This window comes from Paenibacillus tabacirhizosphaerae (assembly GCF_040812395.1).
Lineage (GTDB): Bacteria > Bacillota > Bacilli > Paenibacillales > NBRC-103111 > Paenibacillus_E.
Window position 1 is genome coordinate 210,185 of the sequence record NZ_JBFNXH010000007.1, and the last position, 23,326, is coordinate 233,510.

Annotated in this window: 22 protein-coding genes and 1 pseudogene; 12 read left to right on the forward strand and 11 right to left on the reverse strand. The window is 47.9% G+C overall.

Annotated elements, in window-relative coordinates; all coding sequences use genetic code 11:
- Positions 1 to 99 precede the first annotated feature (99 nt).
- Entirely contained in the window at positions 100 to 780 is a 681-nt protein-coding gene (locus tag ABRS97_RS15170) for an SIMPL domain-containing protein (RefSeq protein ID WP_367814941.1), read from the forward strand.
- Positions 781 to 838: 58 nt separating this feature from the next.
- On the opposite strand, the gene ABRS97_RS15175 is transcribed toward ABRS97_RS15170, so the two are convergent.
- Positions 839 to 1,534, reverse strand: coding sequence for a DUF7002 family protein (locus ABRS97_RS15175; RefSeq protein ID WP_367814939.1), 696 nt, complete (start codon positions 1,532 to 1,534; stop codon positions 839 to 841).
- A gap of 1,053 nt (positions 1,535 to 2,587) precedes the next feature.
- A complete protein-coding gene (locus ABRS97_RS15180; protein ID WP_367814938.1) occupies positions 2,588 to 2,926 on the reverse strand; it encodes a winged helix-turn-helix transcriptional regulator in 339 nt (112 codons plus the stop codon).
- Between the two features lie 104 nt (positions 2,927 to 3,030).
- Between ABRS97_RS15180 and ABRS97_RS15185 the strand changes: the two genes are divergently transcribed.
- On the forward strand, positions 3,031 to 3,414 hold the full coding sequence (locus ABRS97_RS15185; RefSeq protein WP_367814937.1) for a RidA family protein: 384 nt from the start codon (positions 3,031 to 3,033) through the stop codon (positions 3,412 to 3,414).
- A 127-nt stretch (positions 3,415 to 3,541) separates the two neighbouring features.
- Here the strand turns inward: ABRS97_RS15185 and ABRS97_RS15190 are convergent, their stop codons facing one another.
- Both ABRS97_RS15190 and ABRS97_RS15195 read right to left on the reverse strand, forming a co-directional pair.
- Positions 3,542 to 3,751, reverse strand: a complete 210-nt coding sequence (locus tag ABRS97_RS15190) for a hypothetical protein (RefSeq protein WP_367814935.1) — start codon at positions 3,749 to 3,751, stop codon at positions 3,542 to 3,544.
- Positions 3,752 to 4,584: 833 nt separating this feature from the next.
- A complete protein-coding gene (locus ABRS97_RS15195; protein ID WP_367859118.1) occupies positions 4,585 to 5,010 on the reverse strand; it encodes a DUF2201 family putative metallopeptidase in 426 nt (141 codons plus the stop codon).
- Between the two features lie 459 nt (positions 5,011 to 5,469).
- Here ABRS97_RS15195 and ABRS97_RS15200 point away from each other — a divergent pair, with 459 nt between their 5' ends.
- A complete protein-coding gene (locus tag ABRS97_RS15200) occupies positions 5,470 to 5,619 on the forward strand; it encodes a hypothetical protein (protein ID WP_367814934.1) in 150 nt (49 codons plus the stop codon).
- A 23-nt stretch (positions 5,620 to 5,642) separates the two neighbouring features.
- A complete protein-coding gene (locus tag ABRS97_RS15205) occupies positions 5,643 to 8,315 on the forward strand; it encodes a phosphoenolpyruvate synthase (protein ID WP_367814932.1) in 2,673 nt (890 codons plus the stop codon).
- Between the two features lie 208 nt (positions 8,316 to 8,523).
- Here the strand turns inward: ABRS97_RS15205 and ABRS97_RS15210 are convergent, their stop codons facing one another.
- Positions 8,524 to 8,892 carry a winged helix-turn-helix transcriptional regulator gene (locus ABRS97_RS15210; RefSeq protein ID WP_367814930.1) on the reverse strand — a complete coding sequence of 123 codons (369 nt, stop codon included), beginning with the start codon at positions 8,890 to 8,892 and terminating at the stop codon, positions 8,524 to 8,526.
- 157 nt (positions 8,893 to 9,049) lie between these two features.
- Between ABRS97_RS15210 and ABRS97_RS15215 the strand changes: the two genes are divergently transcribed.
- Both ABRS97_RS15215 and ABRS97_RS15220 read left to right on the forward strand, forming a co-directional pair.
- Positions 9,050 to 10,087: a zinc-binding alcohol dehydrogenase family protein gene (locus ABRS97_RS15215; protein WP_367814929.1), complete on the forward strand. Its 1,038-nt coding sequence runs from the start codon at positions 9,050 to 9,052 to the stop codon at positions 10,085 to 10,087.
- Positions 10,088 to 10,209: 122 nt separating this feature from the next.
- Positions 10,210 to 10,386, forward strand: a pseudogene (locus ABRS97_RS15220) (IS1595 family transposase); the annotation flags it as partial.
- Positions 10,387 to 10,432: 46 nt separating this feature from the next.
- Here ABRS97_RS15220 and ABRS97_RS15225 read toward each other — a convergent pair.
- The gene (locus ABRS97_RS15225) at positions 10,433 to 13,096 is read right to left on the reverse strand and encodes an adenosylcobalamin-dependent ribonucleoside-diphosphate reductase (RefSeq protein WP_483312463.1); all 2,664 of its coding nucleotides are present in this window, start codon (positions 13,094 to 13,096) and stop codon (positions 10,433 to 10,435) included.
- A gap of 405 nt (positions 13,097 to 13,501) precedes the next feature.
- On the opposite strand from ABRS97_RS15225, the gene dat reads away from it, so the two are divergent.
- Positions 13,502 to 14,332, forward strand: coding sequence for a D-amino-acid transaminase (gene dat, locus ABRS97_RS15230; RefSeq protein WP_367814928.1), 831 nt, complete (start codon positions 13,502 to 13,504; stop codon positions 14,330 to 14,332).
- A gap of 74 nt (positions 14,333 to 14,406) precedes the next feature.
- Here the strand turns inward: dat and ABRS97_RS15235 are convergent, their stop codons facing one another.
- Complete coding sequence (locus tag ABRS97_RS15235) at positions 14,407 to 15,246, reverse strand: lipoate--protein ligase family protein (RefSeq protein WP_367814927.1); 840 nt, start codon at positions 15,244 to 15,246, stop codon at positions 14,407 to 14,409.
- A 583-nt stretch (positions 15,247 to 15,829) separates the two neighbouring features.
- Between ABRS97_RS15235 and ABRS97_RS15240 the strand changes: the two genes are divergently transcribed.
- The 3 genes from ABRS97_RS15240 (at position 15,830) to ABRS97_RS15250 (ending at position 19,673) form a co-directional block, all read left to right on the forward strand.
- Positions 15,830 to 17,620: a DEAD/DEAH box helicase gene (locus ABRS97_RS15240; protein WP_367814926.1), complete on the forward strand. Its 1,791-nt coding sequence runs from the start codon at positions 15,830 to 15,832 to the stop codon at positions 17,618 to 17,620.
- Positions 17,617 to 18,603, forward strand: a complete 987-nt coding sequence (locus tag ABRS97_RS15245; protein ID WP_367814925.1) for a YqhG family protein — start codon at positions 17,617 to 17,619, stop codon at positions 18,601 to 18,603. Before ABRS97_RS15240 ends, ABRS97_RS15245 begins: the two co-directional genes overlap by 4 nt.
- Before the next feature lie 119 nt (positions 18,604 to 18,722).
- Positions 18,723 to 19,673 (forward strand): hypothetical protein, encoded by a 951-nt coding sequence (locus tag ABRS97_RS15250; RefSeq protein WP_367814923.1) that lies wholly within the window; start codon positions 18,723 to 18,725, stop codon positions 19,671 to 19,673.
- 607 nt (positions 19,674 to 20,280) lie between these two features.
- Here the strand turns inward: ABRS97_RS15250 and ABRS97_RS15255 are convergent.
- From ABRS97_RS15255 to ABRS97_RS15265, 3 genes are all read right to left on the reverse strand, one after another.
- On the reverse strand, positions 20,281 to 20,931 hold the full coding sequence (locus ABRS97_RS15255; RefSeq protein WP_367814921.1) for an SGNH/GDSL hydrolase family protein: 651 nt from the start codon (positions 20,929 to 20,931) through the stop codon (positions 20,281 to 20,283).
- Positions 20,932 to 21,024: 93 nt separating this feature from the next.
- Complete coding sequence (locus ABRS97_RS15260) at positions 21,025 to 21,261, reverse strand: YqzE family protein (protein ID WP_367814919.1); 237 nt, start codon at positions 21,259 to 21,261, stop codon at positions 21,025 to 21,027.
- Between the two features lie 78 nt (positions 21,262 to 21,339).
- On the reverse strand, positions 21,340 to 21,621 hold the full coding sequence (locus ABRS97_RS15265) for a hypothetical protein (RefSeq protein WP_367814917.1): 282 nt from the start codon (positions 21,619 to 21,621) through the stop codon (positions 21,340 to 21,342).
- Between the two features lie 200 nt (positions 21,622 to 21,821).
- On the opposite strand from ABRS97_RS15265, the gene ABRS97_RS15270 reads away from it, so the two are divergent.
- Positions 21,822 to 22,232 carry a YjdF family protein gene (locus tag ABRS97_RS15270; protein ID WP_367814916.1) on the forward strand — a complete coding sequence of 137 codons (411 nt, stop codon included), beginning with the start codon at positions 21,822 to 21,824 and terminating at the stop codon, positions 22,230 to 22,232.
- Positions 22,233 to 22,406: 174 nt separating this feature from the next.
- The gene (locus tag ABRS97_RS15275) at positions 22,407 to 22,628 is read left to right on the forward strand and encodes a hypothetical protein (protein ID WP_367814914.1); all 222 of its coding nucleotides are present in this window, start codon (positions 22,407 to 22,409) and stop codon (positions 22,626 to 22,628) included.
- Between the two features lie 72 nt (positions 22,629 to 22,700).
- Here the strand turns inward: ABRS97_RS15275 and ABRS97_RS15280 are convergent, their stop codons facing one another.
- Complete coding sequence (locus ABRS97_RS15280) at positions 22,701 to 23,261, reverse strand: Bax inhibitor-1/YccA family protein (RefSeq protein WP_367814913.1); 561 nt, start codon at positions 23,259 to 23,261, stop codon at positions 22,701 to 22,703.
- Between the last annotated feature and the right edge of the window lie 65 nt (positions 23,262 to 23,326).

Sequence of the window (23,326 nt, forward strand, 5' to 3'; positions counted from 1 at the left end):
TGAGCATTGTGAAAAACTCATTTACTTATGAATGGAATGATCGCACCAGGTCATAAATATATTATTTATATACAATGAACGGGAAAGGTTGTTGCGCGTATGTATAATTCTCATCCGTTGTCTTCACCAGCTTCGGCTGTTCCCTTATCTCACAACCGGCCATTGGTTGATGTTACAGGGGAAGGAACGGTTTCAACGGCTCCAAACAGAGCCATTATTGTTCTGGGCGTAATAACGGAAAGCCCGAGTCTAGCCACCGCCCAAAGTGAAAATGCCTCCACCGTAACAAATGTAATTAACGCCTTGTTAAGGCTAAACATTCCGAGAGAACAAATTCAGACGGTCACTTACAGAATCGAAATACAGTACAACTATGAGCATGGAACTCAAACTTTGAGAGGCTACCGAGTGACGCATCAGATTCAGCTCACGATAGATAGAGTTGAACTGACGGGGCTTGTTGTCGATACGGCTGTCAAAAGCGGAGCAAACATCGTCTCGAGCATACGATTCACAACAGCAAATCCCGAAATATACTATAACCAAGCTCTGTCAATTGCCATTCAAAATGCCGAAAACAAAGGCAACACTATTACAAGAACGTTAGGCGTAACGCTAGTTAGAACTCCTATAAAAATAACAGAGGAAACCCGAGTCATTGAACCAGCGATTCCTTTTCAAGCCTCACTACTCGCAGAAAGCGCAGCCGCTCCGACTCCGATCCAACCAGGAGAACTGGAAATCCGTGCCGAAGTAAGAGTTCAGTATACATTTTTATGATTGTTCGCTTCCATCGCCTAAGCATCGGCCACTCCTTTAGCATGATGTACAAGTCATTTTACTTTTCAAAAAGGACATGCAAAGATTTGGAAAATCCCAACCAATTGATCGGTATATCTTCGAGATTGTCAGTATACACCGCTTTTAATAAATGTGTAATGAAGCGTACTTGATTTTCAATAAGTATCTCTTTGATTTCTGACGGTTTTACGGGAACTGTATAATTGTTCTTGTTGCCAAAATCGGCAAGCGATAAAAACATTTCAGGGCTCTTCCTGTACATGCAGTGCTTCGGAAATCGGGGCGAACTGCCGGAGTCGTACTTGGACAACCGGACAGACTTCCAGTGCGCCAACAGTAGCGGGCTCGCTTCCAGTTCCAGCACTGCAAAATGTTCGGAAGGCTCTCTTCGTTGATAAGTAGTCAGCATCTTGAGACAATCTTGTCGAGTTGGCCAAAAGAAAACATGTCTGTCCAGATAAGATCTGAATTGTTCAACGGTGCAGTCCCCCTCCATCATATCTGCAGGAATACGAAGATGCGCATTGACAGTTATTTCAAACCCTCTATGACATACTTCTTTGATTGCCAAGCGACGATCGCCTTCAGAGTACGGCAAAATGCGATGGCTTGACCATAAAGAATCAAAATGAGCTATTGCCGATAAATTTCTCGCTCTCGTAAAATGATAAACGGATTTTCTGCCTGCAGACTTTGTTATTCTGGCAATGTTATTAGCGATGTCGATGAGCATGTCATGAAATTTCTCCTTTTCAGCTCGTGCAGCGATAGCAACATACATCTCCAACGTCAATACCGAGGTGCGCTTACAGATAAGTTAATCTTTTCAACATTGCCTTTTCGTATGATTTATATACGTAGGGCTTGCTGAACAAGTGCGGGCATATTCGAAGTCAGAGCGCCCACTCAGCAAGAATGACTTTAGCTTTTCAGCCTCCTTCCTTTAGCATCAGGCTTGCTTCGTCGGGAATGGGATAAAATTCTTGTGATTCAAATTTGACAATAAAATAAAAATACCGCGATTTACGCGGCAATAAATGAGACAATGTTCTTGTAACCTACATTTGCGTAAGTATTAATGGCCCTCTCCTTTTAACCATTTCACGCGAGAAATAATCATATCTTTATGTTGGACTTTAAATAAAATACAAAACAACGAAGCAGATCAGCTCCCTTGTATGTACAGAGAGAGAAAAGAGAGTAGAGTAGAAGAAAAGTGTGATATTCCAGAATTAATTAGAAAACGGAGCCCGCAAACCCGCGTGACTCCGTTATTGTTGTTGCAGAATTCGTTAGAAAAAATATTTCATTTTTTATTGTTCTCGAGTATAGAAAAAGCATATCGAACGATCTCTTCACGCGTAGTTTCTGGAATGCGGTAATGCTCATGCAAGTAAGCGCTGGGGCTGACTTTAACTTCTTTGCCATCTTGTGCAATCTCTTTACCAACGAAGACAAAGTGTTTAGAGGATTAACCGTCGCTCGAAGAAGCGAAGATTTTATTTCTGACAGTATTTTTGTAGAATTTACTTCTGGAAATTGTAAGGCGCCAGCCGTTATTTGAGCATGCATTTCAAACTGATCGTTATGTTCACGTAACTCCCAACCAGGCCATTAAATATGGCCAGAAATCTCTTATACGTTCATCCAACCAAACCAAATCCTCAAGCTGACAACGGCAGCAATCTCTGCCGATTGTCCGATCAATCTAATCTGCCTTAATTTTTCTTCTGTATTATTAGTAAGGTGGGGGCTATTTGAAGCTCACTGGGGGACTATTTGATGTTCACTTTTGATTTTTTACTCCCCATTCACATAACTCTTCCAAAACGGGTAACAGTGATTCCGCTTTATCTGTGAGATTGTACTCGACTTTAGGGGGAACTTGAGGATACTCTTTTCGTTTCACCATACCATCTGCTTCCAATTCTTTAAGTTGTGAACTCAATGTTTTATAAGTAATAGCTCCTATCTGTCTTTTCAGATCATTAAAGCGAACCGGTTGGTTTTCTGCTAGGAGGTAAATAATAACCATTTTCCATTTACCACCAATAACTGATAATGTATAACCAAAAGGTGTATCTTTAATATTCTTAATTTTACCTTTGTATTCAGACATGCTCATATTTACACTATCCTTTCTGGTAGTACCTATCAACAAAGTGCGTACTATTTTTTTATATGTTTTAATTCTATACTAACCTTACTTTAAGTAAAGGAGAGAACGAAATGACTAATGTCAAAACCTACAATCACGATCTTTGGGATCACGGAATTACCCAGGGATACTCCGTAAACGGAACTATCTACATTTCAGGACAATTTTCCCACAACACAGAGGGCACTTTCGTTGGCAAAGGCGATATCGAGGCGCAGACTCGGCAAACGCTGGAAAATCTTGATCGCGTGCTGGCGGGATTTGATGTCACGAGGTCGAACCTCGCTTATGTGGAGATCTATTTGACAAACGCTCAAGAACATTCCGAGCCGGTCATCCGGCTGTTCAAGGAATACGTAGGGCAACACCGGCCTGCAGGCAGTCTCATAGGCGTGACATATCTTGCGTTCCCTGAGCAATTGATTGAAATTAGTGCCGTCGCACACGCGAACTAACTCGGCTACTGTGGTCGGCGCAACAAGAGCGGTCGGGTCTCGGATAGGAGCGACCGCCATTGGCATAAAGCAGAACAGTTTTTCCAAATAAGTGTAAAATAGTCTCCATCTGATCGCTAGATGGGGACTATTTTACGCTTACATTGCAACTCTGTAAGAGCTTCGGTCCATGCAGTAAAAATCCTTCGATGCCACCATATAGAAGAAAAATCAGTGTTTCCTCGTCATCAAACGTAATGCTGATTATAGTATCAATCCAATCCTTTTCCTCTGGGGGCGCTAAACTTATACCAGATAAATCATCGTCTTTGCAAATTAATGAGGCATTCCAAGCCATACATCCCAGCCACCATTAGCAGCTTAAATAGTAAATCGTAACCCAGACGTGTAGATTGGCTCATTCGCAGGATTTCACAAAGAAAGCACGGAGCACCGAGATTTTTACGCTTTAGGGCTTAGACCCGTTCCGTTAACGTTGATCGGACTCCACACCTTGGATAGATAGGACGAAGGAATGTGAGGGCATAGACCCGTCGAGATTTGGGAGAATGAATCCCCAAGGACCTTGTGGAGAGAGGCGTGCAGCATAACTTTTTTATGGAAGATGTTGTAAAATCATTAACACCTTCTGTTCCCGCATGCACTCAAACGGAAATGCCTAGCCCACACTATCCACTCATTTAAACTCCTATTTAAAACAACACGTGAAATCCTGCGAATGAGCGAGCATTCGTGAACAAATCCTTATTCTTCGAGGGAGCTGAGAAGGCTGCCGATCAATTTGCTGTCGGTAGCCTTCTCGATGATTATTAAGCTATCGTTATCCGTTTACTTTAAGACAAAGGTCCCCTCGCCAGTATCGACTCTTTGCAAATATTTTTTCATAAGTTCATTAGAAATGATAAGAGCTTGTTTTCGAGTCGTAGCAGGTCCTGCAAACATTAAGCCATTACTGCCGTTCCATCCACTACGAGACAGATACGTAATTGAACTGAAATCAGAGTTCGCAAATAAGACACCGTATGGGAATGTCTTTGGTTTAGCATCTTTGCGGCTAACTCTAGCATAGGTGCGCATTTTTTCAATCGGGGAAAAATATTGATCAAACCATTTAGCTAGCTCTTCATCACATGAGATTGGCGGTTGGCCAAGCGCTTTAATTTTCTTCGATTAGACCAGTAGGAATAGCTCCTCTACCCATTTCCTGATGATAAATAAGTCCTTGTTGTAGGGCATTTTTACAAATTCACCCATGCTGGTGCCATCCCTTGGATCCCAAAACTGTCTTCTCCCTTTATCTAAAATATCCCCTCCTCCTGCACTACGCAAAGTTTGTAGTTTTCGATAAGTGCGAATATCTGTAACGATTTGATTATAAATCGACTCTGCTGACCGTCCCTTCATGTCTTCATCCATTAGAATGCCAACTTGTGGGAAATCACCGGTTCGCATTTCAACTAACCAATGATTAATAACATAATCACAAGCCACATTCCATAAATAATGATCTCTGCCTTGGCAGCGTTCATGGTGTCGAAGTCCTGCATGAAGGAGTTCGCGGGCAATTACAAATTTGCATTCTAAGTCAAGCTGCAGGGTTTAAATAAATTTCTATATCAAGTATATCGAAAGCTGCAATAGAGATATCCAAACGCTGACAAATCAACATATGCTCAATTATTTTAAATCCTGAAGCAAGTGCGCCAAGTAATGGATAGTGTCAATAAACCATTTTTTTTGCTTTTTGTGCTTGTGTTACTACTTCATGCGACCCCAAGAGGGAATCGGTTTGACCAGCAGCTATTTTTACTGCCTTCGTTATCTTCGCCTCATAATCAATCACCACGTGTAATCACAGTTGATAAGAACCCTTCATATCCACCCGCTTTGCAGCAGTTAATACGGAGTCTGTAAAATAAAATGTGTAAACTCTCAAAACCTAATAAAATAGAAGTAAGAGAAAGGTTAGGGAGAGCACTTGGGATTATGGACAAAGCAGCAACTCCGTGAGTTTATCAAGGAGAATAAATTGCATAGGCTGTACTGGATCAGACCTTGAACACGATAGCGTCCGGCATCGCCGGGCAAATGCAGCTTCGCGGCGGCAGCGATCCGCTTCTTATCCTGCAGAATACGTTTGAACGCATCAAAAATGAAATTGTGAAGCTTCACCCGCTGTTTATGGAAGGGCTTCGCATAGATTAATTATATAAAGGAGCGTGTCAGCCATGAACCCTTATGTACTTGATTTTGCACAAATCGATAAACATAGTCTTCCGGTGGTCGGCGGCAAAGGGGCTAACTTGGGGGAATTAACGCAGGAGGGCTTTCCTGTACCCCCCGGCTTTTGCTTGACGACGCAAGCGTTTCGGGCTTTTCTCGAACAGAGCGCGGCTATGTCCGATTATTTCCTGGAGCTGGATCAGCTTCAAGCTGATCAATTAGACGAAATTTCCGCATTAGGCCGGACTATTCGCCAGCACCTGGCCAAAGTCCCGATCCCAGGAAACATTCAATTCGCCATCCTCGAGAGCTGGCGCCGATGCGGAGCCACGCAGGCCTATGCCGTCCGATCCAGTGCGACTGCAGAGGATTTGCCTACAGCGTCGTTTGCCGGACAGCAAGACACTTACTTAAATGTGCGCGGCGAGGAGCAGCTGCTCACGGCCATTCGCAATTGTTGGGTCTCCCTATTTACGGACCGCGCCATCTCATACCGGGCGAAAAACCGCTTCGACCACCGCGCTGTATTCTTGTCTGTGGTTGTGCAGCAAATGGTGTTTCCTGAGGTATCCGGAATCATGTTCACGGCGGATCCGATCAGCGGTCATAGAGGCACCGTTTCCATTGATGCCAGCTTTGGACTCGGGGAGGCGCTTGTTTCCGGTCTCGTCTCCGCCGATTTGTACCAGGTTCGTCAAGGAGCATTATGGAGTAAAAAAATCGCCCGCAAAAAGCTGGCGATCTACGCTTTGCCTGACGGCGGTACGGATACACAAGATCTGCCCGAATCCGAGCAGGAGCGTGCAGCGCTGGCAGATGAGCAGGTGCTAGAGCTTGCGCTGCTCGGCGAGAAAATCAAAGCGCATTATGGCTCCGAGCAGGATATCGAGTGGTGCTATGCGCAGGGATGTTTATATATCGTGCAAAGCCGACCCATTACGTCGCTCTATCCGCTCGCTCACGTTCCCGTTACATCTGGCGAAAGCCCGCACCTGCTCCTCTCGTTCGGTCATCAGCAGATGATGACGGACGCTATGAAGCCGATGGGCTTGTCGCTGCTGCGGACGATGCTGCCTTTTGGCAAGCCGACCGTTAGGGCGGAGAGCAGGTTCACGGCAGCTGCCGGCGGGCGGATGTATGTGGATATTACCAAGCTGTTCACCTTGAAACCTGCTCGAACCTTGTTTCCCAAGGTCCTGTACAATGTGGATGAGTTGATGGCGATCGGCGCCGAGGATTATGTGCAGCAGGAGTCATTTATCCGTCATTTGCCGAAAGCGCCCGGACTGAAAAAAGAAATGGCTCGTTTTTTAGGCCCCATTCTTGTGCGTGCATTCCGCAATATGTGGCTTGCGGATCTTTCCAAAGCACAACAAACAGTGAATGCCTATATCCAATCTTCCATTAAGCAAGGAAAAAGTAAGCTTGCCGGCCTATCTGGGCCGGAACGAATCCTGCGCGTTCAGGAGCAGATCGGTTCGTTGATGCGCGACATCTTCCCTGCTTTGTTACCGTATCCGCTTCCGGGGATTATCTCCTCGCGTCTTCTTCAGGCTCTGTCTGTTCGCTGGCTTGGTGACTCGGAAGCCGTCCATGTGCTCAATCGGGGGCTGCAGGGGAATGCCACGAGCGAGATGGGCCTTATGATCGGGGATCTGGCCGATACCGCCCGGCCGTTCCCGCAGGTGATCGAGCTGATCCGGCACGGCGACCCCGCACACTTCCGGGAGCAGCTGCACCAGGTCCACGGCGGCGACGTCTTCGGTCAGGCGTGGGACCGTTTTATGAAGCTCTACGGGATGCGCTGCCCCGGAGAAATTGATATAACGCGGCCCAGATGGCGCGATGACCCGAGCACGCTGCTGCCGTCTATCGACAGCCATATGCGCAGCATGCAGCCCGGCGAGCACCGGACGAAGTTCGCGCAAGGGGCTGCAGAGGCAGAAGCAGCGGGCCGCGTTTTGCTTGCGCGGCTGCGCAAACAGCCGCTGGGCTGGTTCAAGGCGAAGCTGATGGGCCGCCTGCTGTGCGCATTCCGCGGGCTTATGGCGTTGCGCGAGCATCCCAAATATTTGATGATCCAGCATTTCGGCATCATACGCGAAGGGCTGCTGGCGGAAGGAGCGCTGCTGGCCGAATCCGGCGTTCTTGAACGGGCGGACGACGTCTTTTATTTCAGCCTTGACGAACTGTTAAGGCTGACGCAAGGGGAGCATCCGGAAACGCTGGCGCAACTGCTGCAGCAGCGGAAGGAAGAGCTGGAACGGTACCGGACGCTTACGCCTCCACGCCTGATGACTAGTGAAGGCGAGATCATCACGGGACGGCGCAAACAGCAGGATGCGCCGGCGGGCGCCCTGCTCGGGACGCCGGTGTCGGCCGGCGTCGTCGAAGGCATCGCCCGCGTGGTCATGCGTCCGGAGGAGGCGAAACTGAGCAAGGGTGAGATCATGATCGCCCCCTTCACCGACCCGGGCTGGACGCCGCTGTTTCATTCCACTGTCGGCCTTGTGATGGAGGTCGGCGGACTCATGACTCACGGCGCGGTCGTGGCGCGCGAGTACGGCATTCCCGCCGTCGTCGGCATCGACGGTGCAACGCGTTTGATCCGCGACGGTGACCGCATCCGGCTGGACGGGACACGCGGCTACGTGCTGGTGCTGGAGCCGCTCGCGTAAAGGATAGAGGCTATTCCCTCAAGGGAAAGCCTCTATTTTTTCATATCAGCCCCCTCTACACAGACAGCGGGTTTTAATTGCATAGTCGTCTATGTATGAGAGGAGTTCAACTTCGCTTTTGTGATCATCATAGAAACAGTGGAAGTATCCAATCTTGCAAAGTTTCTCTTCTGTGGCTGCCACTATTCAACTATAGTTCCCAGAAAGCTTAATCTAGCTGTTGAGCTTCTTCCCCTTGCTGCGGTTTTAATCTAATATCACCCAGCCTGTCTTTGTAAGTTTCTCCCCAATTTCTCATGGACAAAATGATTGATTCCAATGTTCTTCCGAATTCAGTCAGCGAATATTCCACTTTAGGAGGTACCTGTTTATAAACCTCGCGGTGAATAATGCCGTCCCGTTCAAGCTCACGAAGCTGCAACGTAAGCATGAAATGCGTAATTCCCGGATAGAGACGGCGGAATTCATTAAATCTTTTCGGACCATCTATAAGATGATAAAGAATGATCCCTTTCCATTTTCCCCCGATGACATCCAATGTTGTTTCAACAGGACACCCTTCCATGCTCGGAATCATGCCGTACTTTTTCCTTCGATCGCCCAAAGCCCCTTTCCTTCCAAATAGTTTGATTTTTAATACTATATAATAAAATTCTGCGTACTTTTCTAATTTTTGTATATATCATAATATGAAAAGGTAACATGCACCTTTAATTTGGAAAGGATGATTCAATATGACCAACCGTCAGTTGATGAAGGCCGTAGGTTTTTACCGGTCTGATCTCCCTTTAAGCAATCCTGAAAGTATTATGGATTTAGAACTGGAAAAACCTGTTCCGACGGGCAAGGATTTATTGGTCAGGGTGAAAGCAATATCCGTCAATCCAGTCGACGTAAAAACCCGAACCAGCGGTAAGAGTGACCATAATAACCCTCAAATACTCGGATGGGATGCCGCAGGAATTATTGAACAAGTTGGACCGGATTGTATCTTATTTAAACCAGGAGACGAAGTGTACTATGCTGGAGATGTGGACCGCCCCGGATGCAATAGTGAGTTTCATCTTGTCGACGAACGGATTGTCGGAAGGAAGCCGAGAACGTTGAACTATGCCCAAGCCGCAGCAATGCCGTTAACATCGCTTACCGCCTGGGAGGCATTATTCGACCGGTTAGGAGTAAACCAGAACGAATTAGAAAATAAAAATCGAACGATTCTGATTATAGGCGCCGCAGGGGGTGTCGGGTCGGTTGCGACCCAGTTTTCCAAGCTCGCAGGATTAACGGTCATCGGCACTGCTTCAAGGGAGGAATCGGTTCGTTGGGCCAAAGACCATGGGGCGGATTACATCATCAATCACAGAGAGGCATTAGGTCCGCAATTAAAGGCGTACGGTTTTGATTTTGTCGATTATATTTTCTGTCTAAACGACACGGTATTTCATTGGGAAAGCATGGCCGAAGTCATACGCCCGCAAGGGAAAATTTGCTCCATTGTTCCGGCAGGTAAGCCGGTCAATCTGGATTCGTTCTTTGTCAAAAGCGTTTCATTCCACTGGGAGCTTATGTTTACCCGTGCCAAATTTCAAACGGATGATATGCTTGAACAACATCATTTGCTGAATACAGTGGCTGATCTAATTGATGTTGGGAAAATAAAACCTACGATGACACAGCGCCTCGAACCGATCAACGCTGCAAATTTGCGCCTGGCCCATGAGAAGCTACTTGCCGGAGACATGATTGGAAAGCTAGTGTTGGAGCGATTCTGAAGTCCGGGGTACCAAGGGTTAACCCTTTTTAAAAGGCTATGTTAACCTTCATTGTTGATATTTGAAGTTTACGAACGTTTGTTCTATAATGATGGTATTCATTTGCTTGGAGCTGATGCCCTTTGGATTTGAGAGAACTGATTGAACTTACTAAAGGTTTGGACAATCGCGATAAGCAGCAGCTTATCCGCTTCTTGCAGTCGGAGACCAAAGGTGTAGCAGCCCTTACCCGAGTGATTGATGAAATTCAAGAGCAAAAGCATAAAGACGGGTTGGTTTGCCCGCATTGCCATAGCCATATACAACAGAGAGAGAGAAGCCGGGGCAACAGCCCCCGGCTTCTTCCTAAGAACACCTGCTATAGCCGCAGTTGGCACAATTTTTACAGCCCTCGCTGTTAATCAGCGAGGCGGAGCCGCATGACGGGCACAGGTCCTTCGACGAGACGCTAGTCGCGCTCGCACTGTGACTGTTGCCGCTGCCGGCATGGCTGCTAGGCGCAGCTGTTGCTGTTGGTGCTGACGCTGGAGCTTCCAGCACTTCGCTCGTAGCGGTCACGTATTGCCGCGCGTCGTCTTGCTCGTTCATCACTTCGTCGTGCTGCTCGAGCGCTTTGGCAACCGCGTCTGCGATCGACTCGACGCGGTTGTTGCCGAAACCAATGGCGCCAGAACCGCCAATGCCCTTAAGATGCTTCACGAGCAGCTTCACTTTGTCGCCGTGATCGCCGTAGCGCAAGAACAGTGAGCACACGCGGCCTAGCGCCTCAGACATGGCGAACACGTCGGAACCTGCTTTGCCTACGTTCAGGAAAATTTCGCTCGGTGTTCCGTTCATATCATTAATCGTAATGTAAGCCATGCCGAATGGCGTATTCACTTTATATGTGGCGCCACGGAGTATCTGCGGACGGCGTTTGTATTGCTTATCGAAAACTTGTTCCGTTTTCGCATCTACATGAACGGCCAATTTCCCTGACAAGTCGGAGAAACTGTCTTCTTCCTTCGCTGCCACCGCCACAACTGTCTCGGCAACCGCTGCCGGTGCAGCCTCATCTTTTTTCGCTTCCTGCTTATCCCCATCTGCACTGGTGCTCAACACCTGCACATCGCGGCTGCCATCCCGATAGATGGTTACGCCTTTACAGCCAAGATCGAAGGCCAGTTCGTACAACCGTTTCGTTTCTTCAACGGTGAAGTCTGAAGGACAGTTGGCTGTTTTGGAAATGGAGCTATCCACCCATGTTTGAATTGCTGCTTGCGCACGGATATGGTCCTCCGCCGTCAATGTCATCGCGGTAACGAAGTAGTCCGGCAGTTCTTGCTCTGGATGCTGATCCTTCCACTCCTGAGCGATCGGCACATATTGCTTATCGAAGCCCAGTCGGCTTTGACGGTAATATTCAAAAGCAAAATATGGCTCAATACCGGTAGACGTGCCAACCATCGTGCCCGTGCTTCCCGTAGGCGCTTGGGTGATGACTGTGACATTGCGCATTCCGTTCGCCTGGATCGCAGCGCCAACCTCCGGGAATACTTTCGTCATATTTTTCATAAATCCGCTCTCCAGGAATTTATCGGCGATAAACTCTTTAAAAGACCCCTTTTCCCCGGCGATTTCCGCTGATGCCAAATAAGCTTCTCTGGCCATGAATCCGTAGATGTTATCCAGGAACACAAGAGACTCCGGACTGCCGTAGCGGATTTTCAGCTTAATCATCAGTTCAGCCAGACCCATAGAACCTAGACCTACACGGCGCTCGCCTTGTTGGTTGATTCGGTTTTCCTCAAAATGATACGGCGTCTTGTCAATAACATTATCTAGAAAACGGGTCGAATAACGGACAACTTTGGCCAAATCCGCCCAGTCTACATCATGCTTCTCAGCATCATAGAATTTGGAAAGGTTAATGGCTGACAGGTTGCACACGCCCCAAGCCGGAAGTCCTTGCTCCCCGCAAGGATTTGTACAAATGATCGGATTGAAATACCAACTGTTCGACATTTGATTGTAATATTCCATAAAAACAACGCCAGGCTCGGCGGACTTCCAAGCGGATTCAATAATCGTGTGCCAAACATCGCGTGCACGGACAGTTCGGTAAGGTTTGACGGATTTCCCAAGCTTTTTCCAGGCGTCTAAGTTGCCGTCCCACTTGTCGTTATAATCTGGGTCCGTCGTATCCGGGAAAACGAGCTCCCATTCAAGGTCTTCCTTGACGGCTTTCATGAACCCGTTGCTCACACAGACCGATAAATTCGCATTCGTAATTTGGCCCATCGTCGATTTCACCGTGATGAAATCTTCCAAATCAGGATGCCAGTCATTGATCATCAGCATGAGTGCGCCGCGTCGGCTGCCGCCTTGCTCAATCAATCCTGTTGTATAACTGAACAGTCCGCCCCATGAAACAGCACCGCTGGATGATCCATTCACGCCCTTCACAACAGAACGGCGAGGACGGAGCGAGGATAAATTGATACCTACGCCGCCTCCGCGAGACATAATTTCTGTCATTTCACTCAACGTGCTCATAATGCCACCGCGGCTATCATGCGGAGACGGAATTACGTAGCAGTTAAACAGTGTCAATTCATCGCTTGCATCAGCGCCCGCTGCGATTCGACCACCCGGGACCAGCTTCCAATCGTCCAGAATGTATCTGAATTTCTCCGTCCATTCTCTTCTTTTCTCAGGTGTCGCCTCCACAGAAGCCATAGCACCAGCAAGGCGATCCCACATTTCTTCCGGCGTCTTTTCTATATTCAACGTAAGCTTTTCAACCGAGGATTCCACGGTTTCTCCGCTGCGTGTGCGTACTTTTACGATTTGGCCTTCACGGCTAATAATTTCGCCTACTTCTTTGGCTGGGAATTTGGGATCGTCTTTTGTCAGAACAAGAACGGTATCGCCCACTTTCGCAAGGCTTGTATCCGCATTTTTTAACGCATAGCGATCCAAAAAAATCTTCTCGCTCAGTCCATCTAATCTCTTCTTTTCCTGCATCATTTCCAACAACAACACCCTCCCATTAGGCTTCAGATTCAGCAGCATCACTATCAAAATCTGTTCATGAAGTTTATGTAAAGCACAATATATGGTGTGCGAGATTCATTATACCGCACTATATGTGGTGCATCGAATGGTTAACAGACCAATTTACTCGATAAAGACAAGCTTATTTCTCTATATCTATGATTTTCTGGTCTATGCTCTCTTTCTCAAGCTCCTCATTCTAATATATTTTGACATTTTTCGACAAAATCAGATGCATATCCTCTATCTCGTTTACTGCATCATGGGTACATTTTGACGATCGAGGAATCGTCTGATACCCTATAATTAGATTAACATAATAGACAATATTTTAGAACACTTGTTCGATAATTTTTTTCCATTCAGGAGGTACTCGTGATGTATTTTTATAAAGATGCGTATTTAGAAAAAAAGGATCTGCACCTCTCGCCCGATGATCGCGGTTACTATTTCGGTGATGGCGTTTACGAGGTATTCCGTGTATATAACGGCCAAATTTATGAACAGGAAGCTCATATGAAACGATTGCAAAAAAGTGCAGACGAGGTTCGCATCAATCTCCCCTACACGCATGAAAAAATCGGGAACATTTTGGTACAGCTAGTTCGAGAAAACGGACTTGTCGAAGGTACTATTTACATGCAAATTACAAGAGGCGAAGCTCAGCGCGCCCATCCTTTCCCTACTCAGGCCAAGCCAATTATGCTGGCTTACTGCACTGAGGTAAAAAGACCTCTCGCTACAATTCAAAGTGGCATCAAGGCCATCTCTTATGAAGACATACGTTGGCTGCGCTGCGACCTGAAAACGTTAAATTTGCTCCCAAATGTAATGGCCAAGCAGGCAGCTCTCGACAATGGCGTTCAAGAAGTTGTTTTGCATCGGAACGGCGTCGTAACCGAATGCAGCGCGTCGAACTTCATGATGATCAGAAACGGCATCCTTTACACTCACCCTGCCAACAATTTGATTTTGCATGGCGTTACGCGTGCTGTGGTCCTGCGGTTGGCACAAGCATTGCAGATCCAAATTAAAGAAGAGCCTTTCACATTACAGCAACTGTTGGATGCGGATGAAGCGTTTATCACTGGAACGACGGTAGAGGTTACACCGGTCATCGTGATTGACGGAAAGCTGGTAGGATCCGGCGAACCAGGTCCGCTCACTCGTAAATTGCAGGCACAGTTCGAGCTAACGTTTGCTAATTAATTTGATTCTTCACATGCTAAAAAAGAGGCACTTGCCCTTCCCTTAGGAAAAGGCGAGTGTCTCTTATGTGCGTCTTATCGACGAAGATTCCATTCGTCCGTGCTGTATTTCTCTCGAACTAGCCGCTCCGTAAGTTCCGTTTCGTAAGCGGAAAGCTCCGACTCCACTAATTCTACGCCAAGCCCAGCCGCTATTTCACGGCGAAACGCCTCCTCGACCTGCTTTAAAGTGACCTCTTGTTTGCCCTGTACCCGAAGAAGGTCATTGATCGCAACCGCTTTTTTCAAAAAACTCATCTTCATGCGTTCCGCCACCTTCTCATTCGAAAAACGCAGCATACGGAATAGTTGGTCCGTGTCCATATCGAGCAAAATAGACCCATGTTGCAGCACTACGTTCTTTTGCCTCATTTGAGCGCTGCCGGCGACTTTGCGTCCTTCGACGACCAGCTCATACCAGGAAGGCGAGTCAAAACAAGCAGCCGACCCGGCGGAGGCATATTTCTCTTTCTCTTCGTCACTAGCGAGCTGGACCATCTCTGCGCCAAGTCCAAGCGCCCGAAACCCTTGCAGCAGCCCTTCGCTCAGCACGCGATACGCTTCCGTTACATTTCGCGGAATACCCGGGTAATCCTCAGCCACGATGATGCTGTATGTCAGCTCCTTATCATGCAGAACGGCCCTTCCTCCCGTTGGACGCCGTACGAAGCCGATTCCCTCCTGGGCTACAGCTTCCTGATCGACTTCCTGCGCTTTTTGGAAATAGCCGATCGACAGCGTAGCCGGATTCCATCCATAGAAGCGAACCGTCGGCGGAACTTTTCCTTCGCTGTGCGCGTTAAGAATCGCTTCATCAATTGCCATATTTTCAGCAGGAGAACGATCTCCTGTATGTATAAACCGCCAAGCTGTCATGTGCTGGATCATCCTTTCGCGCTTTATTGCCTAAGACAAACTTTATCATAACATAAAATGGCATCGCCTTGCGTTGCCTTGGTGGGATTTGCTGTTCACTAAGGTTGTAATGGAGGATTTCGAGGAACGTGAGTACGCTATTTAGCGTAGGTAGACTGAATTTTCTCAGTTCGCGGAACTAGGATTCGTTATTTCAACGTTTATGGCGTCCGATGGCCGGATTTCAGGCAAATAAAGAACTCACGTTCCGCGAAACTCATTTGCGAAGCATTTTTGCCAGTAATAAGGTACTCCAGTTCCTCCAAGATGAGATTGGAAGCCGCATTCCCCTTTTCGCCCACATCGACTTATTGCAATTTGCTTGTTTCCAGATGCCAAGTGGAAAAGTTATGAAAGCATTCATTTTGGACATACTAACACGTAATCAACAACCGTTACAGGCTTACGATGTCAGTTTTGCTATGCAAAACTCAGTAACGCTTACGATGCAAGCTTTTGCTTGCGATGTCAGTTTTGCTTCGCAAAACTCAGTAACGCTTACGATGCAAGCTTTCCTTACGGAAAGCTCTTGGGAGGGCTCACCATGCGTCAACATGAACAGCAAGAGAACATTCGCCCCATTCATCCTCAACTTCATATGCATTTCGACAGAGAATGGTTTGCCGAGCTGGATCATCGTGTACGTGGCGGGGGCCCTTGGGATGACTGGACGCTCTATCAGCTCGCCTACGAATCGGAAGAGTCCGGGCTGATCAACTCCTTCGATGAAATGCAGTGTCTCGTGCATCTGAACCAGTTGGAGCCGATGCCGCATCAGCTTGATACTGCGAAGCGCGTACTGAACGAGCTGCGGGGCCGTGCCATTTTAGCCGACGAGGTCGGGCTTGGGAAAACGATCGAGGCCGGCTTGATCCTGAAAGAATACATGATTCGCGGTCTTGTCCGCAGAACACTGATCCTTGTCCCCGCCTCCCTTGTTCTTCAATGGGTGCGGGAACTTAACACAAAATTCGGCATTCCTGCCGTCGCCCAGAAAAAAGCTTACATGTGGCAACAGAACGACGTGATCGTCGCCTCCATGGATACCGCCAAGCGTGACCCGCACCGCGGTATTGTCATGGGCCTTGAATATGACATGCTGATCGTTGACGAAGCGCACAAGCTGAAGAACAAGAAGACGACCAACTACACGTTCGTAAACGAGCTGCGCAAAAAATATTGTCTGCTGCTCACCGCCACTCCGGTGCAGAACGATTTAAAAGAGCTGTACAACCTGATTACCCTGCTCAAGCCAGGTCAGCTCGGCATTCAAAGCAGTTTCAAGACGAACTATGTCGTCGGAAAAAGAACGCCAAAAAACGAAGCCATGCTCCAGAATGAGCTGTCCAAGGTTATGATCCGCAATCGCCGGGGAGACGGCGGCGTGCATTACACCAAGCGCGTCGTCAAGAACATCCCGTTGACGCTATCGCCAGATGAACAAGCACTGTACGACGGCGTGACGGATTTTGTTCGCACCCGGTATCAGGAAAGCCGCGGCGACTTGACAAGCATGCTTTCGTTGATCACGTTGCAGCGCGAAGTGTGCAGCTCGCGAGATGCTGTATTCATCACACTCGTCAATCTTTTCAAAAAAACTGCAGAAGACTCGCCTATGCGGGCCAAAATCTGGGAGCTCGTAGAACTCATTCGCAGCATAAAAGCAAATACGAAGGCTGAGCAGACGATGCAGCTCGTTCAGGATATCAACGATAAGGTCATTATTTTCACCGAGTACCGCGCTTCCCAAGAGTATCTGCTGAACTATTTAAAAGAACGTAAAATCAGTGCAGTCCCCTACCGTGGCGGCATGAACCGGGGGAAAAAAGATTGGATGATGGATCTGTTCCGCAACCGCGCACAGGTGCTTGTCGCCACAGAAGCAGGCGGCGAGGGAATTAACTTGCAGTTTTGCCACAATATGATCAATTTCGATTTGCCTTGGAACCCGATGCGTGTGGAACAACGGATTGGCCGGGTACACAGATTGGGTCAGACGCATGACGTGAACATTTATAATTTATCAACCAGACATACCATCGAAGAACATATTTTGGCCTTGCTGCATGAGAAAATTAACATGTTCGAGATGGTCATTGGCCAGTTGGATACGATTCTGGAGCGGATTGAAAAGAAAGGCTCACTCGAGACTTCCTTATTCAAGATGGCCATGGAAGCAGGCTCAAATGACGATATTCGGCGCAAACTCGATGAACTTGGGGATTCCTTTTCCGAGATTCAGTCAGTGGTTGAACAAGAACCAGCCCTGGGCACCGCGTTCTCCCATGCCTTCGATCCCGTTTCGACTGCGCAAACCGCCGAGGTAAGGCCATGAATAAACGAAATATTCACACGTTCGTCATGCGCTTCCTGGAGGCCTATGACTGTACGATAATCGAGAAATCACCTGCTTATGTGACGACGAAACTTTCACCGGAGGCGGACAAGGAAATGACGGGGCGGCCTTATTACTGGAGCTTCGTGGAACGCACAGGAGCAGCAGCGGAGACGATGACATACAAGCTCGTCTTCGACCCCGAACAGATGAAAGCGGAAGCAAAACCCAAAGCGGCGGCCATCGCCGTTAAACCACCGCCTGACAACAGCGTGGGTGCCGTACAAGCCCCAGGAGCCTCGGACGCCAACCCGGACAGCATCCTCGGCCGCTATTTTGGCTTCGTCCCGACGATGGTAACCGCTCGTGTACCACAGGATGAAGTCACCTTCGGAAGCAGGCGGCTGGAGCAAATCTTCAGCATCGTTCGCGGACGCGGGCGATTCGTTCATCTCTTCGAAGAACCCTTCCCCCTGGGAACTTCGATGCACCAGACACTCGTGTATGACACATGGTTCTGTGTTAATTATAAGGTTGAGCTCGCCTGCGACCGTAAGCGCAGCGAGATTCATTCGCTCGCGATTCAATTAAGCAGCGGTGAAATCCGGGAACATTTTCACAAACATTTGTTAACCAAAAGTTTATCGCCTAAACTACCGGCGAGCTCTCACATTCTGCCTGACACCCTTTCGCTGCCAAAAGCCATTAACGCCCTCGAAATGACATTAGAACGCAAAATCAGCGCTTATAATCATAGCTGGGCCGATGAAGCCAATGAGCAGCACCGGAGCGAAATCGATCGGGTTGAAGCTTATTACAACGGTCTTTTGCTCAGCGCTGATCCTGAGAAACGAGATGAAATCGAGGCTCAATGCCGCAATCGTTTGCAAGAAATCGATTGGCAGTATAAGCCGCGCATCGTGGTTTCTGTCATCAATTGCGGCCTTTTCCATTTGAACTCGGGCAGAGTGTCCAGAAACTGACGCCAGTCGCTAAAACTTCGCAAAGTTACCGCTACAGGTTCTAACATTCTTTTTAAAGCATAAGAATTACAATAAAAGCATACAAATCAGAGGTTATACCGATAGGTAGGTGAACGAATATGAAAAGATGGACAACCTGGGCAGCGTGCTTAATCGGCCTTAGTGCATTCCTGCTCACGCCTATCCACACGTCTGCCGTCGACTATGGAGATCGGACAAACCTCATGCAACTACAGTCAACTTCCGAAGCCGCCGCCATCCCAGATGCAACGATTTCCTTACAACCACGGAGCGAATCAACGCTAACTGCTACGGTCAACGCTTGGAAAACAACTCTTTCACGAGAAAGAGGTTTCGAGCTTTGGCAGCAGGCGCAGTGGAACAGCTATCCTCTCGGTCCTGGAACACATGGTTGGGTCGTCATCCTGCAAGCTAATGGACAAGAAGTCGGATATATGATTGTGCATGCGACAGACAACGGCTCCCTTCGCTTAACCGAGTACGGGACGGGAGACAATCCTTTATTCAGCTTGACCACGCTGTACCGCTCTTTGGTGCAGCAAGAACTCATACCCGCTGCTACTTCTTTAACCGATTTTGTAAGCAACGAACAAATAATGAAAGAACGTTTATATATGGACTCGTTTACCGCCATTTGGAAAATCCAGATGCATCAGCAAACCCACTATCTGGATGCCAAATCGGGAGAACTTCTCCCGCTTGATCATGATCCAGTCCCTCAACAAGCAGCCGCGAACTCGGCTGGAACCGTTTTAACAGGGAAGCTTGATGACCTCTTGCTCCCCGTCTTTGACCCTTATGATCGTCTCCCTTGGGTACAGGGCAAGCCGCTTCAAATCGTAGATTTGCCAGAGCTTAAAGCTGCTTTGAAAAAAAAGGACAAGCTCACGTATGTGATCGACCTGTACAACCATAAAGTCACAATGCCGCTTGCAGTGCTTGGATATAAGCAATGGAACGGGGGACAGCCCTATCTTGCCGTTGACCATGTCGGCACAAGATATGTCCTGCTCAGGGAAGCCTTGAGGCAAGGCCGCATTTATCCCTGAGAAGGATCTGAGGCTATGCCTCAGGTCCTTGTCTAAACCCACACCCCTGGAAGATTCCGGGTACATTTTGCCTCGGCAAGCTTCGTAAGAAAACCGAGGAGGTACTGCCGAACCGCCAATTCCACATCTACAGCGATATCGACGGAACTACGATGCCTTATTCCACGAAAACGTCCCTTTTCTCCCCCTGAAGCGGAACTAGGGTGCGTTAAATGAGCGAAATGGTGCCTACAACCCAGCATTTCCTACTCATAACGCACGGTAGTTCCGCGAAATATCCCTACAACCGAAAATGCCGCCTCTTAACGCACCTACGTTCCGCTCATCCGTGCAAAAAGACGATCTATCGCAGATCGAGGCGACATTTCAATACGCCAAACCGATGTGACACTTCTGAACCTGCTAAGTCCATTATTCTCAAATGCTCGTACCCACGATGCGTGCGGAATCTCCCCTCTCTTGCGAGCGTCACACACATACCTGACGACTTATGCTTTTTTATCAGTCAGAGTGGGTATCCATAACGCTTTAGTTCTATAAAGGGGTTAAGCATTCTATTAAAAAAAAGCCTTAGACCGCCATTTTCGGAGGTCTCAGGCTTTTCATATTAATTCCACTCAAAATCAAGCGCTCGCAAGAAGGCATTGGCTAACACCGCGTGCCCTATATGATTCGGATGTACCCGATCCCAAGCGATATAAGCAGGATAGAATTCATTCAGCAAAGGTTCAAAAGCAGCTTGCGTATTGACAAAGAGAGCTCCCGTTTCTTCGGCGATTTTTTTCACAACTTGCCCGTACTGATCCATCTTGAAGCGCATCGCATCCTGTGGATTCGGCTCTATGTAGAAGGGCGTCATCAAAACAATGCCTTTGGCAACCGGGCGCGTTTGTTCGACAAGCTCGCGAAGTGTACGTTCATACGTTTCGATATCGACGTGCCTCTCGGGTTGATTGGGAAGATCAAAGTGCCGCCAAACATCATTGATGCCGATCATGATCGATAACCAGTCAGGCTTCAGATCCAGGACATCCGTTCGCCATCTTTGTTTGAGATCAAGCACCGTATTACCGCTGGTTCCTACATTGATTGTCCTAATTTGAAGCTGTGGATATACTGCATTCAGCAAACCATCCACGATGGATACATATCCTTTGCCTAAAGCATCGTTGCGCCCCTCGCCAATCGGTCTTGCACGCTCGCAATCTGTGACAGAATCTCCAATCATGACTAGCTTGTTGTTTGCTCCCAGTTTCACCTTAGTTTTCTTCCCTTCTTTATTAAAATCAACAATTCACTATTCGCTGTAGAAAACAAAAAACCTCCTAGGGAACAAACAGGTTGTTAACAATCACCTGAACCATTCCTTCAGTGGTTTCATTTTCTTGATTTTTTTAATTTTGATACCTTTTGTTTGTTCAATGACCATGCGAGTCGCAAGCGGCAGCATCCCGAACCATCGTGTTTGCCAGTTCTCTCTTTGCTCCTTATGGCTCGCCTTTGCCGACTTCCGAACATCCTTTGGCGTTTCCATGTAGGTCACAACCTGCTGTGTTATGTATTTAACCAAGTCATCGCTTTTAGCCAATCTCCCACCTGCCTTCCCTCCCTATTTTAACCATCTAGGCACATCCTTAAACGGGATAGACAGGTGGAAGAACGAATGCTAAACGGCATGCCCTCCGCTCTCGAGCACAATTTTATCCGCAAATGTTTTAATTGTACCGCATCCCAGCAGCATCGGCTTCGTGACACATTGCAAGAGTAAAGTCTGGCCCGACACATCCCACGCATATTGAAAACCGACATTCATGCCTGCAACCGAAATTGTAAATTTCCCGGAAGCCGCATTAGGAATCGTAAATCCCTGCCTTCTTCCCGTGTTCTGTAAACTCTTAAAGACCGAAGACGAAATCCCTCTATACGTCCAAGTACTGCAAGCCGCCATGGGTCATCTCCTCCTCACACGAATAAGATCATTAAATTGTATGAGAGGAACCATGAAATCGTGCTTGTTTCGGATTATAATAAAATGAGCGTAAAAACACAGTCCGGTTGGTAGTCCGGATGCATAGAAGCCGCACTATGTCGTATCCTTCCCCCCTCGGGATGTCCTTCGCAGCAGATAAGTTCAGGAGGGGAATTACCATGAAATTAACCGTGTATTTCGAACAACCATTCTGGGTTGGCGTCATTGAGGAAGCTTGTAACGGAAAGCTTCGTGCCGCACGTTACGTCTTCGGTTCTGAGCCCCATGACGCGGAAGTCATGGCATTCGTACAAAACGATCTGCTCGACTGGATCGAGCATGTAAGGCAAAGTGCAGATATCAAGCCGGTAGTGGAGCGCCGAATCAATCCGAAGCGACTCGCGCGTGCGATTGCCAAGGAAATGAAACAGCAAGGCGCTTCATCCGCTGCACAGCAGGCCATTCAACTCGAGCTCGAGCTGCGTAAGAAAGAGCGCAAGATAGTCTCGCGCGAGCAGAAAGAAGCGGCGAAGGAGCTCAGACGCGACATCGCCAGAGTGAAAGCCAAGGCCAAGCACCGAGGCCGGTAGTCTGCGGTAGACACCGGCGGTCTCAGAGAGGTGCTGCTCCAGCCGCTTTTTGCGCTGGAGTTCGCACCTTTTTTCTATAACTGCTTTTCATCTAGCAGCGATTCTATCCTTGTAATTTCCGCATATACTAGCATAAATAGAGAGAAAGAGGTGCTTGTTAGGATGTGGACGCGGATGCTCAAAACCGAGCTTCTGGAAATTCAGATGGATGAACAGGCTCAACTGTTCGAATTAAAGCTGGGTGGCCAAACGAGGCATGAGTCGCTTACAGTTCGACTCAATCAGGCCGATCTCATTCAGCTTATGCATACTTTATTGGAGATTAACCGGATCTTTCGGGGAGACGTACCTTATTTTTCCTGTACGGAGCGTGTGTTGGAGCACGCGGTTACTTAATGTTCAAAAAAGCACCTCCGAAGTACACGCAATCGTGTGCGCCGGAGGTGCTTTTTTCACATTATGCCAGCTCTAATCCCGATTAAAGCCAGCGATAGAGGCTAGGAAGCGAAGAATGTACAGGAACAAATTAATGAAATCCAGATAAATGTTTAAAGCTGCAAGCGGGACATCTTCTGAAGCGACTCCGTCCCGGTATTGAGCTACATCGTAGAGAACCCATCCGCTGAAAATCAGGATGCCGATCATCGACCAGACCAAGTTCATAACGGAACCAAAGGACACAAACAGGGAGATCAAACTCATCAGTACCAGCCCAATTGTGCCTGCAAATAAGAAACCGCCCAGGAAACTAAAGTCGCGCTTGGAGCGGTGCGCGTAGAAGGCAAGTCCTCCGAAGATGGCCGCTGTCGCGAAAAAAGCGCCCGAGACGACATTCGCGCCAAGCAAACCGCCATAGGTCATAATAACCGGATACAAGGTTACGCCCGAGATCGCTGTGAATGCGTACAGAAAACCATAACCGATGTTTTTGCCGCGAATCCGAATAACAATAGCCGCTATGAGCATGATCACTTCAGCCACGACGAAAAGCATGACCATGGAAGGAGGAACAATTATAGCTCCAATCAACGTTCCTAGACCCCGATTTCATGGAGCTGCCAATAAACCCCACATAATATATGGGCATATTCCTA